17 protein-coding genes and 1 other annotated feature are annotated in these 17515 nt (G+C 46.1%); all 17 genes read left to right on the top strand.

What is annotated here, in order from left to right; genetic code table 11:
- Positions 1–94: 94 nt before the first annotated feature.
- The 17 genes from cysE (at position 95) to H7T88_RS01710 (ending at position 17395) form a co-directional block, all read left to right on the top strand.
- Positions 95–748 carry a serine O-acetyltransferase gene (gene cysE / locus H7T88_RS01630; protein WP_090924690.1) on the top strand — a complete coding sequence of 218 codons (654 nt, stop codon included), beginning with the start codon at positions 95–97 and terminating at the stop codon, positions 746–748.
- A gap of 65 nt (positions 749–813) precedes the next feature.
- Entirely contained in the window at positions 814–2214 is a 1401-nt protein-coding gene (gene cysS / locus H7T88_RS01635; RefSeq protein WP_221786561.1) for a cysteine--tRNA ligase, read from the top strand.
- Entirely contained in the window at positions 2211–2732 is a 522-nt protein-coding gene (locus H7T88_RS01640) for a Mini-ribonuclease 3 (protein WP_260510659.1), read from the top strand. The genes cysS and H7T88_RS01640 overlap by 4 nt, the downstream gene beginning before the upstream one ends.
- A gap of 51 nt (positions 2733–2783) precedes the next feature.
- Positions 2784–3530, top strand: a complete 747-nt coding sequence (gene rlmB, locus H7T88_RS01645; protein ID WP_090924688.1) for a 23S rRNA (guanosine(2251)-2'-O)-methyltransferase RlmB — start codon at positions 2784–2786, stop codon at positions 3528–3530.
- Between the two features lie 5 nt (positions 3531–3535).
- Positions 3536–4057, top strand: a complete 522-nt coding sequence (locus tag H7T88_RS01650) for an NYN domain-containing protein (protein WP_145336486.1) — start codon at positions 3536–3538, stop codon at positions 4055–4057.
- A 172-nt stretch (positions 4058–4229) separates the two neighbouring features.
- Positions 4230–4874, top strand: coding sequence for an RNA polymerase sporulation sigma factor SigH (sigH, locus tag H7T88_RS01655; protein ID WP_024633601.1), 645 nt, complete (start codon positions 4230–4232; stop codon positions 4872–4874).
- A gap of 310 nt (positions 4875–5184) precedes the next feature.
- Positions 5185–5334 (top strand): 50S ribosomal protein L33, encoded by a 150-nt coding sequence (gene rpmG / locus H7T88_RS01660; RefSeq protein WP_072735843.1) that lies wholly within the window; start codon positions 5185–5187, stop codon positions 5332–5334.
- A 21-nt stretch (positions 5335–5355) separates the two neighbouring features.
- Positions 5356–5547 carry a preprotein translocase subunit SecE gene (gene secE / locus H7T88_RS01665; protein WP_024633600.1) on the top strand — a complete coding sequence of 64 codons (192 nt, stop codon included), beginning with the start codon at positions 5356–5358 and terminating at the stop codon, positions 5545–5547.
- Between the two features lie 22 nt (positions 5548–5569).
- A complete protein-coding gene (nusG, locus tag H7T88_RS01670; RefSeq protein WP_024633599.1) occupies positions 5570–6103 on the top strand; it encodes a transcription termination/antitermination protein NusG in 534 nt (177 codons plus the stop codon).
- A 68-nt stretch (positions 6104–6171) separates the two neighbouring features.
- Positions 6172–6597, top strand: a complete 426-nt coding sequence (rplK, locus tag H7T88_RS01675) for a 50S ribosomal protein L11 (RefSeq protein ID WP_017692062.1) — start codon at positions 6172–6174, stop codon at positions 6595–6597.
- Between the two features lie 94 nt (positions 6598–6691).
- On the top strand, positions 6692–7384 hold the full coding sequence (rplA, locus tag H7T88_RS01680) for a 50S ribosomal protein L1 (protein WP_090924686.1): 693 nt from the start codon (positions 6692–6694) through the stop codon (positions 7382–7384).
- A 68-nt stretch (positions 7385–7452) separates the two neighbouring features.
- Positions 7453–7599: a sequence feature (ribosomal protein L10 leader region), on the top strand.
- Positions 7600–7622: 23 nt separating this feature from the next.
- The gene (gene rplJ / locus H7T88_RS01685) at positions 7623–8126 is read left to right on the top strand and encodes a 50S ribosomal protein L10 (protein WP_090924685.1); all 504 of its coding nucleotides are present in this window, start codon (positions 7623–7625) and stop codon (positions 8124–8126) included.
- Positions 8127–8197: 71 nt separating this feature from the next.
- On the top strand, positions 8198–8560 hold the full coding sequence (gene rplL / locus H7T88_RS01690) for a 50S ribosomal protein L7/L12 (RefSeq protein WP_090924684.1): 363 nt from the start codon (positions 8198–8200) through the stop codon (positions 8558–8560).
- 98 nt (positions 8561–8658) lie between these two features.
- Positions 8659–9261, top strand: a complete 603-nt coding sequence (locus H7T88_RS01695) for a class I SAM-dependent methyltransferase (RefSeq protein ID WP_090924683.1) — start codon at positions 8659–8661, stop codon at positions 9259–9261.
- A 411-nt stretch (positions 9262–9672) separates the two neighbouring features.
- Positions 9673–13218 (top strand): DNA-directed RNA polymerase subunit beta, encoded by a 3546-nt coding sequence (gene rpoB / locus H7T88_RS01700; RefSeq protein WP_090924682.1) that lies wholly within the window; start codon positions 9673–9675, stop codon positions 13216–13218.
- Positions 13219–13330: 112 nt separating this feature from the next.
- Complete coding sequence (gene rpoC / locus H7T88_RS01705) at positions 13331–16945, top strand: DNA-directed RNA polymerase subunit beta' (protein ID WP_154892114.1); 3615 nt, start codon at positions 13331–13333, stop codon at positions 16943–16945.
- 201 nt (positions 16946–17146) lie between these two features.
- Complete coding sequence (locus H7T88_RS01710; RefSeq protein WP_090924680.1) at positions 17147–17395, top strand: ribosomal L7Ae/L30e/S12e/Gadd45 family protein; 249 nt, start codon at positions 17147–17149, stop codon at positions 17393–17395.
- Positions 17396–17515: the final 120 nt, after the last annotated feature.

Here is a 17515-nt window from a genome sequence, read left to right on the forward strand (position 1 = left end):
CGTTTTTTGTCTAGCGAGTGCGCAAGTATACTACCAAGGAACACGCCGTCCGGCGAACCCGGAGGACGAGAACCGGAACAAGAGGGGAACGAGCATGTTCAAAAAGATCAGATCCGATATCCAGACGGTCTTTGAAAATGATCCGGCCGCCCGGAGTTGGTTTGAAGTCGTATTTACGTATTCAGGGCTGCATGCCATATGGGCCCATCGATTTGCTCACAATCTGTACAAACGAAGATGGTACTCGCTCGCCCGGTTCGTATCACAGGTTAGCCGGTTTATGACAGGGATAGAGATTCATCCTGGAGCTACGATTGGGGAACGTTTGTTCATTGACCACGGTATGGGCGTTGTTATTGGAGAAACCTGTGAGATTGGTGACGATGTCGTGATATATCAGGGAGTAACTCTTGGGGGAACGGGGAAAGAAAAAGGAAAGAGACATCCCACGATTGGTAATAATGTGGTTATCTCATCTGGCGCAAAGGTGTTGGGATCATTTCGTGTCGGGGATCAAAGCAACATCGGAGCAAACTCCGTTGTGCTGAAAGAAGTTCCTGCTAATAGCACGGTGGTGGGCATCCCAGGTAGAATCGTCAAACAGGATGGACGTAGAGTGGATCGTCTTAATCAACAATTGCCCGATCCGGTTATTGACTCTCTGCGCAGCATGCAGCGCGAGATTGAACGGCTGCAGGAAGAAGTGCGAACTTTGCAAAATACACGAGAATCGGAGAAATGCACATAACTCCATCGATCAACATAAACCATGGAATCAAGTAAAAGTAGTTTAGAATGAAAGGAAAAGTGACTATGACACTTCAGATTTATAATACGATGAGTCGCACCAAAGAGGAGTTTGTTCCACAAGAGCCTGGCAAAGTGAAAATGTATGTATGCGGGCCAACTGTCTATGACTACATTCATATCGGCAATGCACGTCCGGTGATCTTTTTCGACACGGTTCGTGGATATCTGGAGCAGATCGGACATGAAGTGAATTATGTCGTGAACTTCACCGATGTCGATGACAAACTCATTCGCAAAGCAGAGCAGCTGAGTACCGACGTTCCGCATGTGGCTGAAACATTTATTGCCGCGTATTATGCCGATCTGGAGGGACTCGGTATTCCTAAAGCGAGCAGTAATCCACGGGTAACGGAGAATATGCCGCTTATTATCGATTTTATCCGTGAATTGGTTGAAAAAGGTTTCGCATATGAAAATGGCGGTGACGTATATTATCGAACAGGAAAGTTCGAAAAATACGGTCAATTGTCGAAACAGAACTTACAGGAGTTGCAATTCGGTATTCGAATCGGTGTAGACGAGCGGAAGGAACACCCGGAAGATTTTGTGCTCTGGAAAGCAGCCAAACCAGGCGAGATCTTCTGGTCTAGCCCATGGGGGGATGGTCGTCCTGGATGGCATATCGAATGCTCCGCCATGGCAAGAGAATACCTTGGTGACACGCTGGACATTCACGGGGGTGGACAGGATTTGCAGTTCCCTCACCATGAATGCGAATGCGCACAGTCCGAGGCAATCACAGGCGCGCCTTTGGCGAATTACTGGATGCATAACGGTTTTATTCGTATTGATAATGAAAAAATGTCGAAATCCCTCGGCAACGGTGTTCTTGTAAAAGACCTGCGTAATCAGTACAAACGTGAAGCGATTCGTTACTTTATGTTGTCCACCCACTATCGTAACCCACTCAACTTCACAGAAGATACGATGGAACAGGCGCAAAACAGCGTGGATCGGATTGCGAATGCAGTAGGTAACCTGAGACATCGCCTAGGAGCTGTGTCTGTTAATCAGGAGGTTACACCGGAATTTTCAGCAAGGCTAGACCAGATTCGACAACAATATCATGAAAAAATGCAGGATGATTTTAATACACCGGATGCAATCACGGCGTTGTTCGAATGGGCAGCGGAAGCGAACCAGTTGTTGCAACAAGATGTGGTTAATGCTACTGAGATTCATGCATTGCTTGAACTATTTGGAGAACTTAATGCTGTGCTTCGAATCTATACAGACGTTGAACCAGAGCTTCTCGATGAGGACATTGAACGCTTGATCCAAGAGCGCGTGGAAGCGCGCAAGTCTAAAAACTGGGCGCGTGCAGATGAAATCCGTGATGAACTATCTGCTCAAGGGATTCTGCTGGAGGATACCGCACAGGGAATGAGATGGCGGCGCAAATGAGTGGAGAAAAAGAGAAGGTTTTGTCTGGTTCTGTCGAGCGGGCTGAACAGGCCGAGCAAATAGTAACTAGTAATCAGGTTAATGGACTTGAGGGGGGATGGTTCCCATATCCACCCTCAAGACCTGCACGATTGATCCCGCCAATCGCGCTGGCTTACATCGGTGATGCAGTATATGAGGTTGCCGTCAGACAGTATCTGTTATCCAAAGCGAACATGCGTCCTAACCATCTGCACCGTAGTGCAACCAAACTGGTATCTGCCAAAGCACAAAGCCGGATACTGACAAGTATTGAGGCTGAACTGACTGAAGAAGAGCAAGATGTTGTGCGGCAAGGGCGGAATGCCAAATCGGGCAGTGTTCCCAAGAATGCAGATGTGCTGGAGTACAGACATGCAACGGCGTTTGAATGTCTTGTTGGTTATCTGTATAGCAGTAGTCAGCACGATCGCATGATTCAACTGATCGGGCTGGGTATTGAGCTGGCGGAACAAGCATCTGCATCAACGTCAAAATAGCTTCAGGGTTGAAATATATATAACAAGCAATACAGAGAGGAACGAATGAGGATGGAAGAAGAATGGATTGCCGGTAAACACTCCGTAACGGAGGCGTTGCGATCAGGCCGGACCATTAACAAAATATGGATTGCTGATACAGCACAGAAACATTTGACGCAACCGATTATTGCGGAAGCCAAAAAACAGGGGATTGTCATTCAGCATGTGGACAAGCGCAAGCTGGACCAGACGGTTCCTGGTATTCAACATCAGGGTGTAGTTGCGCAGGCGGCGCCCTATGCCTATGCAGAGGTTGAAGATATTTTGGAAGCAGCCAAATCTAAAAATGAACATCCGTTTTTAATTTTGCTTGATGAGATTGAAGACCCTCATAATCTGGGTTCTATCTTGCGTACAGCGGACTGCACAGGAGCTCACGGCGTTATTGTTCCCAAACGGCGCTCAGCGGCTGTAACTGCAACAGTGTCTAAGACATCAGCAGGTGCAGCTGAGTATGTTCCAGTCGCTCGTGTAAGCAATCTGGCGCAGACGATTGATCGTTTGAAAGAAGAAGGCGTATGGGTTGTAGGTACAGATGTTACCGCGCGTGAAGGTGTATTTGGCAATGGAGTATTTACAGGGCCGGTCGCACTCGTCATCGGGAATGAAAATAAAGGTATGGGACGTCTTATTCGTGAGAAATGCGATGTGCTGGTCAAATTGCCTATGCAAGGCCAGATTAATTCCCTTAATGCCTCTGTGGCAGCTGGTGTTGTTATGTATGAGGTGCTTCGTGCTCGCCAAGAGCAGGAATAGATGATATGGCTGATTCCCGTGATGTGCTTCTTGTAGACGGGTATAACATGATTGGCGGCTGGCCTGAATTATCCAAACTAGCCGAAAGTGGATTGGAAGAAGCGCGGAACAGGCTCCTCTTTCGTCTTGCGGACTATCAGGCTTTCTCCGGTCGCCGAGTCATTGTTGTGTTTGACGCCTACCTTGTGCCAGGACTCGGTAAATCCTTTACACAGAGCAAAGTGGAAGTTCATTTTACAAAGGAAAAAGAGACGGCAGACGAATGTATCGAGAGACTCGTTCGGGAACTAAGCATGCGAAGACGCCAAATCTATGTAGCTACCAGCGATATGGTAGAGCAACATGTTATCTTTGGACAGGGAGCGTTGCGCGTATCTGCCAGAGAGCTGCTGATTGAAGTGGAACAAAATGAAAAGGAATTGCAACAACGGCTTGCAGAGGATCAGGCAAGATCAACCCGGAATACAATCGGGGGCAAATTAAGCCCGGATATTTTAAAGCAATTTGAACGCTGGAGACGAGGCTGACAGCAGGTTTCTTACAATTTTTTCAATATTGAAACTATTGACAATTATGTTATAGCTGTTCTTTTTTAGGGATGCCGTGGTTGACGGTGGGAGGTACCATCATATATACTGTTCGTATATTTCATAGAGTAGAGTAACGGGGTACCTTGCGTTGCAGCCGGAGGGATTGTCTGTGAGTGTCGACCTCAAAGATATCATGTTATCCAAGTATGATTACCAAAGTGACGAAGACATTGTCGAAGCGGTCCGTGAAGGCGAAAGCGAAGCGCTGGAGTTTTTGATCAACAAGTATCGCAACTTTGTACGCGCCAAGGCAAGATCTTATTTTTTGATCGGAGCTGACCGGGAAGATATTATTCAAGAAGGAATGATTGGCCTTTACAAATCCATTCGTGATTTCAAAGGGGACAAGCTAGCTTCGTTCAAGGCATTTGCCGAACTGTGCATTACGAGACAGATCATTACGGCGATCAAGACAGCCACACGTCAGAAGCATATTCCGCTTAATTCTTATGTATCTCTGGACAAGCCCATTTATGATGAAGAGTCTGATCGTACGCTACTCGATGTGATTTGTGGAACTCAGGTCAGTGATCCGGAAGAATTGATTATTAACCAGGAGGAGTTCGTAGGCCTGGAAGATAAAATGTCCGAGATTTTGAGTGACCTGGAACGTAAAGTACTGATGTTGTACCTAGACGGGAGATCTTATCAAGAGATTGCAGTGGATTTGGATCGTCATGTAAAGTCTATCGATAATGCATTGCAGCGTGTAAAGCGTAAACTTGAAAAGTACCTGGAAGTTCGAGATAATTGAACAAAGGTTGTCGTCGTTGATGAAAAAGGCTCGGTGTTTGAGTCTTTTTTTATTGTCTGTAGTTTATATTGTCAAGGTTTGATAAATACTAGTAATCGCTCGGTTCATACTGGAGCAGTGAAAAAATCAGAGATGAGAGATACGTTGCGTTTCGTGCGGAATTAATACCCAACGATGAAAGGTTATTCTTTCGTTGACATGCTTATACCCTTGTGATAAAGTGTTTTAGGTAGGCCTATTTTACGGCTTTTTTTTCAGGATCAATTTAGAGACTCTGCTTCAATGTGGAAGTCTTCGGGAGGTGTACATCATGCGGGTAATTATTACTTTGGCTTGTACGAACTGCAAACAAAGAAATTACACTACGACAAAAAACAAGCGTAATCACCCCGACCGCATGGAGATGAAGAAATTTTGCAAGTTTTGTAACGAGCAGACTTCTCATCGCGAAACCAGATAGTTTTTTGGAGGTGTAGTCGGCGTGAAACGTAGTTTCAAATCTCTGATTTCCTTTTTCTCTGAAAGCTGGGCTGAACTTAAAAAGGTTCGCTGGCCTAATCGTAAAGAGCTGACGAACTACACGTTAATTGTACTTGGTACTGTTGTGGTTATGACGCTGTTTTTTTGGGTCGTAGATATCGGCATCTCCGCTGTGATCGAAGCGATTATTTAAGAAGGGTCCCAGGTGGCTTGATATGGAAAAAAGATGGTACGTCGTTCATACCTATTCAGGGTATGAAAATAAGGTCAAAGCCAATTTGGAAAAACGCGTAGAGTCCATGGGCATGGAAGACAAGATTTTCCGCGTTCTTGTTCCGATGGAAGAAGAAGTGGTGAACAAAGACGGTAAGAAAAAGACCGTTATGCGTAAAGTTTACCCCGGTTATGTCTTGGTCGAAATGGTTCAGACGGATGATTCTTGGTATGTTGTTCGCAATACACCAGGTGTTACCGGCTTTGTCGGTTCGACAGGTTCCGGTTCCAAACCAACAGCCTTGTTGCCAGAAGAAGTGGAACAAATTCTGAAGCACATGGGTATGGTTGAACCTAAGCCTAAAATTGAATTCGATATTAAGGAATCCGTGCGTATTAAAGTCGGTCCTTTTGCGAATTTTGTGGGCTCCGTGGAAGAGATCTTGGTAGACAAGAGCAAGCTTAAGGTACACGTTAACATGTTTGGACGGGAAACGCCGCTTGAGTTGGAATACACCCAAGTGGAGAAGATATAGTTTCTTCAAGTTTCTTGTGGGAGGGCTGCGAGGCCCGTTAACCACTATTTTGCAAGGAGGTGTCTATCATGGCAAAAAAGGTAATCAAAATGGTAAAACTGCAGATTCCAGCAGGTAAAGCAAATCCAGCACCACCAGTAGGTCCGGCATTGGGTCAAGCAGGTGTCAACATCATGGCATTCTGTAAAGAATTCAACGCTCGTACAGCTGACCAAGCAGGATTGATCATTCCAGTTGAGATCTCTGTATTCGAGGACCGTTCCTTTACATTCATCACTAAAACTCCACCTGCAGCAGTTCTGTTGAAAGTGGCAGCGAAAGTTGAAAAAGGATCCGGCGAGCCGAACAAGAAAAAAGTTGCTACCGTTAAACGTGACGCGGTACGTCAAATCGCGGAAACAAAAATGCCTGACCTGAATGCTGCTGACGTTGAGTCCGCAATGCGTATGGTTGAAGGTACTGCCCGCAGCATGGGTATCACCATCGAAGACTAATTTTCACACGAAACATGGCTTCGTAAAGCCGGCCGATTCGCGGCCGGTCAATGTGGGAGGTATATCCGCTAAAACCACAAAGGAGGAATATAACATGGCTAAACACGGTAAAAAATACCTGGAAGCTGCTAAGCTGATCGACAGCGAAGCAACTTACGAGCCTTCAGAAGCTGTAGAGCTTGTGAAAAAGGCAGCTACTGCAAAATTCGATGAAACGATCGAAGCAGCAGTTCGTTTGGGCGTAGACCCTCGTAAGCAAGACCAGGCAGTACGTGGTGTTGTTGTCTTGCCACACGGTACAGGTAAAACACAACGCGTATTGGTATTTGCAAAAGGTGACAAAGCGAAAGAAGCGGAAGCGGCTGGCGCGGACTATGTTGGTGATGCAGACATGATCAACAAAATCCAACAAGGCTGGTTCGAATTCGACGTCTGCGTAGCGACACCGGATATGATGAGTGAAGTAGGTAAATTGGGCCGTCTGCTCGGCGGTAAAGGTCTGATGCCTAACCCTAAAGCCGGAACGGTAACTTTCGATGTAACTAAGGCTGTTCAAGAAATTAAAGCCGGTAAAATCGAATATCGTCTGGATCGTGCAGGTCAAATTCATGCACCGATCGGTAAAGCTTCTTTCTCTTCCGAGCAATTGAATGAGAACCTCAAAGCTCTCATGGATGCTCTGAACCGTGCTAAACCGGCGGCAGCTAAAGGTGTTTATCTGAAGAACGTAAGTCTTTCTTCTACGATGGGCCCTGGTGCACGCGTGAACGCAGCAGCTTTTAGATAAAATATTCTTGACAGGTTCGCCCTGTTCTGATATTCTATAAAAGTTGTGAGTCCGAGTGACTGACCGTTGACATTTGAATATGCTTGCCGTAGACAGTAGGTGCCATATGGCTTAATTTCCTACCGAGGTGTGATTATACAACTTGAACGATGCAAATCGGATGCGAGTATATATCAAGCCTTCGTGATTCTACGGAGGCTTTTCTTAATGGGATAAATTTGATCAGGAGGTGTACAGATTGGCAAACGCAAAAGTGATTCAAGCAAAACAAGAGTCCGTTGATGTTGTAACAGCAAAATTGCGCGAAAGCGTGACAACAGTTGTTGTTGACTACCGCGGATTGAACGTTGCCCAAGCTACTGAACTGCGCAAGCAGCTTCGTGAAGCCGGAATCGAATTCCAAGTGCTGAAAAACACATTGCTTCGCCGTGCAACTGCAGCAGCAGAATTGACAGAACTCGATAGCGTTCTGACAGGTCCTACTGCGATTGCATTCAGCGGAGAAGATGCTGTAGCTCCAGCCAAAATTCTGAACGACTTCGCGAAAAAGAACGATGCACTGAAATTGAAAGGTGCTGTCGTAGAAGGTCGTGTAATTGGAGAAGCAGAAGTTAAAGCGTTGGCAGAACTGCCATCACGCGAAGGTCTCCTCTCCATGCTCCTCAGCGTGCTTCAAGCGCCAGTTCGCAACTTCGCGCTTGCGGTTAAAGCTGTTGCAGACAAAGAAGAACAAGGCGCATAAGCTACTTGATCTGAATACTGCCTAGCAGTAATGAAATACAAAAAAATAAAATTATATATGGAGGTTCAATCATGAGTAAAGAGCAAATCTTGGAAGCAATCAAAGGCATGACTGTACTGGAACTGAACGATCTTGTTAAAGCAATCGAAGAAGAATTCGGCGTAACTGCTGCAGCTCCAGTAGCTGCTGTAGGTGGCGGCGCGGCTGCGGCTGAAGCTGAGCAATCCGAGTTTGACGTAATCTTGGCAAGCGCTGGCGCTTCCAAAATCAACGTTATCAAAGCGGTTCGCGAAATCACTGGTCTTGGCTTGAAAGAAGCTAAAGAAGTAGTTGACAACGCTCCAAAAGCATTGAAAGAAAAAGTTTCTAAAGAAGAAGCAGAAACAATCAAAGCTAAGCTTGAAGAAGCTGGCGCTACAATCGAAGTTAAATAATTTAGCTTATCCAAGCTGAATGAACAAAACAACAAACCCCTTGACTTATATCAAGGGGTTTGTTGCTGTAAATGTAACTATGGAAAGTGAGTGAGGGCATGTCCAATCATTATTATTCGGACAAACCACAAGTAGCGCATGACCGCAAGGCCGCAGAAGCGGTGCTTCGTGGGATCAGTCTGCGACTGGTGACGGATGCTGGTGTTTTTTCTAAAAACGGAATCGATTATGGCAGCAGAGTGTTAATTGATGCGATGGAACTGCCGTCAGGCGCTCATGTTCTCGATGTGGGATGTGGTTACGGGCCAATCGGGCTTACAGCAGCAAAACTTGTACCGGATGGGCATGTCACCATGATCGATATCAATGAAAGAGCGGTTGAGCTTTCCAAAGAAAATGCCAAAGGGAATGGCATTGTCAATGTTACTGTATTGCAGAGCAATCTACTGACTGAAGTAAAGAAGCGGGATTTCGACGTGATCTTGACTAATCCTCCGATTCGAGCTGGCAAAGAAACGGTTCACACGATCTTTGAGCAGGCGTATGATCATTTGAAGGTAGGCGGGGCGTTATGGATTGTCATTCAAAAGAAACAAGGGGCACCTTCTGCGAAAGCGAAGTTGGAATCGTTGTTTACACGAGTGGAAGAAGTGACGAAGGATAAAGGCTACCGAATCTTCAAAGCGTTGAAAGAAGAGTAGAGGGATTGAGAGATACATTCGAATTTGTAAAGTAAGCAGGGGATCATTTTTTTTGCAATAGGACTATTGACTTGAAATTCAAGGCGTGGTATAGTTGTAAAATGTCAGTATTAAGATGCCCTACTTGGCTTTAGCTAACTAAAAATGTCAACCTTTTTTTACGCCGAACCGGGCTTATTATGCCTATGTTTGGCGTATAATATGTACATTTTGGGCAAACTGGGGATAAGAATGATTTGGAAAGACATCCGCCGATCAAAGTTGCTCTTTTATCGAACGACATTTCGAATAAGGGCTTTTCTTTATTTGCGGGTGCATTGCTTTGCTCTGTATGTGTACCATTATAAGGTTACAAACAGAGGTTCGCAACGAAATTTTTAAAGTGAGTAGACATTGAGGGGTGAGTTTAAGTTGGCAGGACATCTTGTTCAATATGGTCGACGCACTCGGCGCAGTTATGCACGAATTAACGAGATACTCGAAGTTCCGAACCTGATTGAAATCCAACAGAAATCGTATGATTGGTTTTTGGAGGAAGGGTTGCGCGAAATGTTCCAGGATATCTCGCCGATCCAGGATTTTACAGGTAACTTGATTTTGGAATTTATCGATTACAGTCTCGGAGAACCGAAGTATACAGTAGACGACGCGAAAGAACGCGACGTTACTTATGCAGCACCACTTCGGGTGAAAGTCCGGCTCATTAATAAGGAAACCGGAGAAGTCAAAGAGCAGGAAGTATTCATGGGAGATTTCCCGCTGATGACCAGCACCGGCACATTTATTATTAATGGTGCTGAACGGGTTATTGTCAGCCAGTTGGTTCGCTCTCCTAGCGTTTACTTCAGTACCAAAGTAGATAAGAACGCGAAAAAAACGTATACCGCTACAGTAATTCCTAACCGCGGCGCTTGGCTGGAGCTGGAGATGGACGCGAAGGATGTTGTTTATGTCCGGATCGACCGTACGCGTAAAATTCCGGTTACGGTTCTCCTGCGTTCCCTTGGTTTTGGCACAGACGCTGAGATTCTGGATTTGCTTGGTAATGACGAATATATCCGTAATACTCTGGACAAAGACAACACGGATTCCACCGAGAAAGCTCTCATTGAGATCTATGAGCGCCTTCGTCCAGGCGAGCCACCAACGCTGGATAACGCGAAAAGCTTGCTCGTTGCTCGTTTCTTTGATCCAAAACGTTACGACCTTGCAAACGTAGGTCGTTACAAAATCAACAAAAAACTTCACATCAAAAACCGTTTGTTTAATCAGCGTTTGGCTGAATCTTTGATCGACGCTGAAACAGGTGAAATTATTGCAGAAGCAGGTCAGATGGTTGACCGTCGTTTGCTCGACGAAATCATGCCTCACCTGGAGAAAAGCGTTGGATTCCGCACATATCACGTGGGGAACGGTGTTTTGGATGCCAATGATATCCCGATGCAAACGATTGATGTGTTTTCACCAATTGAAGATGGTAAAGTGGTTAAGCTGATTGCCAATGGCGACATTGACAAGTCCGTGAAAAACATCACGCCAGCGGATATCATTTCATCCATCAGTTACTTCCTGAATTTGTTGCATGGCATTGGAAGCACGGATGATATCGATCACCTGGGTAACCGTCGTCTGCGTTCTGTGGGTGAACTTTTGCAAAACCAGTTCCGTATCGGTTTGTCCCGTATGGAGCGTGTGGTTCGTGAAAGAATGTCCATCCAGGATGCGAATGTCATTACACCACAGGCATTGATCAACATCCGTCCAGTCATCGCATCGATTAAAGAGTTCTTCGGTAGCTCCCAATTGTCACAGTTTATGGATCAAACGAACCCGCTGGGCGAGTTGACGCATAAACGTCGTCTGTCCGCACTCGGACCGGGCGGTTTGACTCGTGAGCGTGCCGGCATGGAAGTCCGTGACGTCCATCCATCCCACTATGGACGGATGTGCCCGATCGAGACACCAGAGGGACCAAACATTGGTTTGATCAACTCCTTGTCGACGTTTGCGCGTGTGAACGAATATGGCTTCATTGAAGCTCCATATCGTTGGGTTGATCCGAAGACTGGTGTTGTCACTGAGCAGATTGATTATCTGACAGCAGACGAAGAGGACAACTATGTTATCGCTCAGGCGAATGCGAAGCTGAACGAAGATAGCACTTTTGCAGAAGATGCGATCATTGTACGTTACAACAAACAGTCGGATAACATCCTTACGATGCCGAGTGAACGAGTAGACTACATGGACGTATCTCCTAAGCAGGTTGTATCCGTCGCTACAGCGCTCATTCCGTTCCTTGAGAACGATGACTCCAACCGTGCCCTCATGGGATCAAACATGCAACGGCAGGCGGTTCCACTCTTGATTCCTAAAGCTCCGCTTGTAGGAACGGGTATGGAACACAAAGCTGCGAAAGACTCCGGTGTATGTATTGTTGCCGATTACGACGGAATTATTGAACGTTCCTCTGCGAACGAGATCTGGCTTCGTCGTGTAGAAGAGGTTGACGGTCAAGAAGTCAAAGGCGATATCGTTAAATATAAATTACACAAATTTATGCGTTCGAACCAAGGAACATGCATCAACCAACGTCCGATCGTAAAAAGAGGCGCTGCTGTTAAAGCTGGCGACATCCTTGCTGATGGTCCTTCGACGGAAATGGGTGAACTTGCTCTTGGACGCAACGTAGTCGTTGCCTTCATGACATGGGAAGGTTACAACTATGAGGATGCGATCCTACTCAGCGAAAAACTCGTTAAGGAAGATGTATATACATCCATCCATATCGAGGAATATGAGTCGGAAGCTCGTGATACGAAGCTCGGACCTGAAGAGATCACACGTGATATCCCTAACGTTGGGGAAGAAGCGCTGCGTAATCTGGATGAGCGTGGTATTATCCGCATTGGTGCCGAAATTGCTGCTGGCGACATTCTGGTTGGTAAAGTTACACCAAAAGGGGTAACAGAGCTGACTGCAGAAGAACGCCTCTTGCATGCAATCTTTGGTGAAAAAGCACGTGAAGTACGTGATACATCTCTGCGTGTACCTCACGGTACCGATGGTATCGTGGTTGACGTGAAAGTATTTACCCGTGAAAACGGAGATGAACTGCCACCAGGTGTGAACCAACTCGTTCGTGTTTATATTGCTCAAAAACGGAAAATTTCCGAGGGTGATAAAATGGCCGGACGTCATGGTAACAAAGGGGTCGTGGCCCGTATCTTGCCGGAAGAGGATATGCCTTTCCTGCCAGACGGTACACCGGTTCAAATCGTTCTTAACCCGCTGGGCGTACCTTCGCGTATGAACATCGGTCAAGTGCTTGAAGTTCACTTGGGTATGGCAGCAATGCAGCTTGGTATCCACGTAGCAACACCTGTATTCGACGGGGCGAAAGAGTATGACGTCTTCGATACAATGGAAGAAGCAGGTATGCAACGTAATGGTAAAACCGTGCTGTATGATGGTCGTACTGGTGAAGAGTTTGAACGTGAAGTTACCGTTGGTGTCATGCACATGATCAAACTGGCACACATGGTTGACGATAAAATCCATGCCCGTTCCACAGGTCCTTACTCACTTGTTACGCAACAACCGCTGGGTGGTAAAGCCCAATTTGGTGGACAGCGTTTCGGGGAGATGGAAGTTTGGGCGCTTGAGGCTTATGGTGCCGCTTATACTCTGCAAGAAATCTTGACGGTTAAATCCGATGACGTTGTTGGTCGGGTGAAAACGTACGAGTCCATTGTCAAAGGCGAGAATGTACCGGAACCAGGTGTTCCTGAGTCGTTCAAAGTATTGATCAAAGAGCTACAAAGCTTGGGTATGGACGTTAAGATTTTGAGTGAAGATGAGCAAGAGATTGAAATGAAAGAAATGGACGATGAAGATGACGCTGCGAGCGATAAGCTCAGCCTCAACCTTGAGGGTACAGAGGTCGGAGCGGAATAATCGCTTCGGGCGCATGATGACCGGCGTTTTTCATCAGGCTCACGTCATGCTCCGGCTACAGCCGGGGCATGCGTAACCTAGAATACAGGAATTGGTTAAGGAGGGTTGCTCCTTGTTGGACGTCAACAATTTCGAATACATGAAGATCGGGCTTGCTTCCCCAGAGAAAATTCGTTCTTGGTCCCGCGGAGAAGTGAAAAAACCGGAAACGATCAACTATCGTACGTTGAAACCGGAAAAAGAAGGGCTGTTCTGCGAAAAGATTTTTGGCCCTACAAAAGACTGGGAATGCCATTGCGGTAAATACAAACGCGTTCGTTATAAAGGCGTTGTCTGTGATCGCTGTGGCGTTGAAGTAACACGTGCGAAAGTCCGTCGTGAACGTATGGGCCATATTGAGCTTGCTGCTCCGGTATCGCATATCTGGTACTTCAAAGGTATTCCGAGCCGTATGGGTCTCGCACTGGATATGTCTCCAAGATCTCTCGAAGAGATCATTTATTTTGCATCATATGTAGTAACTGATCCAGGAGAAACTCCATTGGAGAAAAAACAGCTGTTGTCCGAGAAGGAATATCGCAGCTACCGTGAAAAATACGGATACGGCTTCCAAGCAGGCATGGGTGCAGAAGCAGTTAAAAAATTGCTTCAAGACCTTGATGTGGAGAAAGAGCTTGAATTCCTGAAGGAAGAGCTTCGCACTGCACAAGGACAACGTCGTAACCGTGCAATCAAACGTTTGGAAGTGATTGAAGCATTCCGTAACTCTGGCAATAACCCAGAGTGGATGATCATGGATGTACTTCCTGTCATTCCGCCGGAACTTCGTCCGATGGTACAACTGGATGGTGGACGTTTTGCTACGTCTGACTTGAATGACTTGTATCGCCGTGTAATTAACCGGAACAACCGTCTGAAACGTCTGCTTGACCTGGGCGCGCCAGATATCATCGTGCAAAATGAAAAGCGGATGCTGCAAGAAGCAGTTGACGCCTTGATCGATAACGGTCGTCGTGGACGTCCTGTTACAGGTCCGGGTAACCGTCCTTTGAAATCCCTCAGCCACATGCTGAAAGGTAAACAAGGTCGTTTCCGTCAGAACTTGCTCGGTAAACGTGTTGACTACTCCGGCCGTTCCGTTATCGTTGTCGGACCTTACCTGAAAATGTATCAGTGCGGTCTGCCTAAAGATATGGCACTGGAACTATTCAAGCCTTTTGTGATGAAAGAGCTTGTGAATAAAGGGCTTGCCCACAACATTAAGAGCGCAAAACGTAAAGTTGAGCGTGTGAGTCCTGAAGTATGGGATGTTCTTGAAGAAGTCATCAAGGAGCATCCGGTTCTGTTGAACCGTGCCCCTACGCTTCACCGTCTCGGTATTCAGGCGTTTGAACCGATTTTGGTTGAAGGTAAAGCAATTCGTCTTCACCCACTCGTATGTACGGCATACAATGCCGACTTTGACGGTGACCAAATGGCCGTGCACGTTCCATTGTCTGCTGAAGCTCAAGCGGAAGCGCGTATCTTGATGCTTGCATCAGGTAACATTTTGAACCCGAAAGACGGTAAACCGGTTGTAACTCCTTCCCAGGATATGGTTCTTGGTTCGTACTATCTGACAATGGACAACAAAGAAGAGAAGGGTACAGGTATGGTTCTGCGTACAGTCAATGAGGCTGTATCTGCATACCAACGGGGTACTGCCGGACTGCATGCGCGTGTAGCTATTCCAGTTAAGGCGCTTGGTAAAACAAGCTTCACGGAAGAGCAACAAAAAGGTATGTTGCTGACTACGATCGGTAAAATTATCTTTAATGAAATTTTCCCGGCAACCTTCCCTTATATCAATGATGCGACTCGCGCGAACCTGTATCAAGGTACAGCCGATCATTCATTTGTTTATGAGAAAGGTACTGACTTGAGAGAGGCAATCATGAATGCTCCTCAAGCTGGCGGTGTCGGCAAAGAATACCTCGGTTCCATCATCGCTCGTTGTTTTGAAATTTATCATACAACCGAAACTGCGGTTATTTTGGATAAAATTAAACAACTTGGATTCACGTATTCGACGCGTGCGGGTATTACCGTAGCCGTGTCCGATGTTGTCGTTCCACCTGAGAAATTCGAAATTCTCAGACAGTCCGAAGATAAAGCTCAGATCGTTACGAACCAGTATCGTCGTGGTTTGATTACGAATGAAGAGCGCTATGACCGTATCATTGATATCTGGTCAAAATCCAAAGATGACATCACGGATATTTTGATGAAATCCATGGATCGTTATAACTCCATTATGATGATGGTTGACTCCAAAGCACGGGGTAACAAATCGCAAATCACTCAATTGGGTGGTATGCGTGGTCTGATGGCCAACCCGTCTGGTCGTATTATCGAACTCCCAATCAAATCGAACTTCCGTGAAGGTCTGACAGTACTCGAGTACTTTATTTCCACTCACGGTGCGCGTAAAGGTCTCGCGGATACAGCCCTGCGTACAGCCGACTCAGGTTACCTGACTCGTCGTCTCGTAGATGTAGCCCAAGACGTAATTGTGCGTGAAGACGATTGTGGTACAGATAAAGGCTTTACGGTTAGTCGTATCCAGGATGGTAAAGAGGTCATCGAAGATCTCTACGACCGTATTGAAGGCAGATACTGCTTCGAAACTGTTCGTCATCCGGAAACAAAAGAAATTATCGCTGGCCGCAATGAGTTGATCGACTCTGACAAAGCAGAAGCGATTATCAAAGCTGGCGTAACCAAATTGCAAATCCGTTCCGTTCTCAGCTGCCGTGCAAGTCATGGTGTCTGCAAGAAGTGTTACGGTCGCAACCTTGCGACAGGTAAACACGTGGAGATTGGTGAAGCGGTTGGTATCATTGCCGCACAATCCATTGGTGAGCCAGGAACACAGCTTACAATGCGTACGTTCCATACCGGTGGTGTAGCCGGAGACGACATCACGCAAGGTTTGCCTCGTATCCAGGAGTTGTTTGAGGCCCGTAATCCTAAAGGTCAAGCAACAATCAGTGAGATTGACGGTGTGGTTAAAGAGATTCGCGAAGCGAAAGACCGTCGTGAAATCGAAATTCAAGGTGAAGCAGAATCCAAAGTATACTCTGTTACTTACGGTTCCCGTGTTCGCGTAAGCGAAGGTATGGAAATTGAAGCGGGTGACGAGTTGACAGACGGTTCTATCGACCCGAAAGAAATGCTACGCATCAAAGGCGTACGTGGCGTACAGAACTACATTTTGCAGGAAGTACAGCGCGTATACCGTAACCAAGGCGTAGAAATCAATGACAAACACGTTGAAGTTATGATCCGTCAAATGTTACGTAAAATCCGTATCGTTGATGCGGGAGATACAACATTGTTGCCAGGATCATTTGTAGATACGCATGAGTACGAAAGAGCGAACAAAATTGCGATTCTGAGTGATAAAGAGCCAGCGGTTGCAAAACCAATCTTGCTCGGTATTACAAAAGCATCCCTTGAAACAGACTCCTTCCTCTCTGCGGCATCGTTCCAAGAGACAACACGTGTACTGACGGATGCAGCGATCAAAGGTAAAGTGGATCAGTTGCTCGGTCTGAAGGAAAATGTTATCATCGGTAAGCTGATCCCTGCTGGTACGGGTATGAACCGTTACCGCAGTATCAAATTTGCTGAGCCTGAAGATGGCCAATCTTCTGTAGAAGAACTGGAGCCAGTTTCGGTAGACTAATATAGATTTCCTCGTTCTGAGGAATTAAAGAATGTGTATGTCAGGAAGCGACGTTTGTAATATCCAAGCGGACGAATCCTGATGTACACAAACTTTATAAAAACTTTTTGGAATAGCATTGACAATGCTTGCGCTAGATGCTAATATATCAAAGGTGCGTGGGCAGCTGATTGTAATTGGTCCTATTCGGAGGAATGTATGATGTCTAATGAAAAAGGCTTGCAAGATGCTCATGTCAAGATTGGTACCAAACAGACCATGCGGACAGTGCAGACAGGAATGGCTTCAGAAGTCTATGTCGCAGAAGATAGTGATCCGCAGCTCACTTCCAAAATCATTGCTTTGTGTGAACAACACAATGTGAAGTACACGAAAGTGGACACAATGAAAAATCTCGGCAAAGCGTGCGGGATTGGGGTGGGAGCAGCGATGGCTGCTGTCGTAAAATGATACGGTAAGGAACGTTTTTGTCCGAGAACATTTAAGGATTCTCCAAGGCAAAAACTTTTCATTTGTCTTTTTATGAACCGCCTGGGTCTGTGGGCTTAGATAAAGGTTTGTAAAGAAACA

Source organism: Paenibacillus cucumis (ex Kampfer et al. 2016) (assembly GCF_019748695.1).
Taxonomy (GTDB): domain Bacteria; phylum Bacillota; class Bacilli; order Paenibacillales; family Paenibacillaceae; genus Paenibacillus; species Paenibacillus polysaccharolyticus.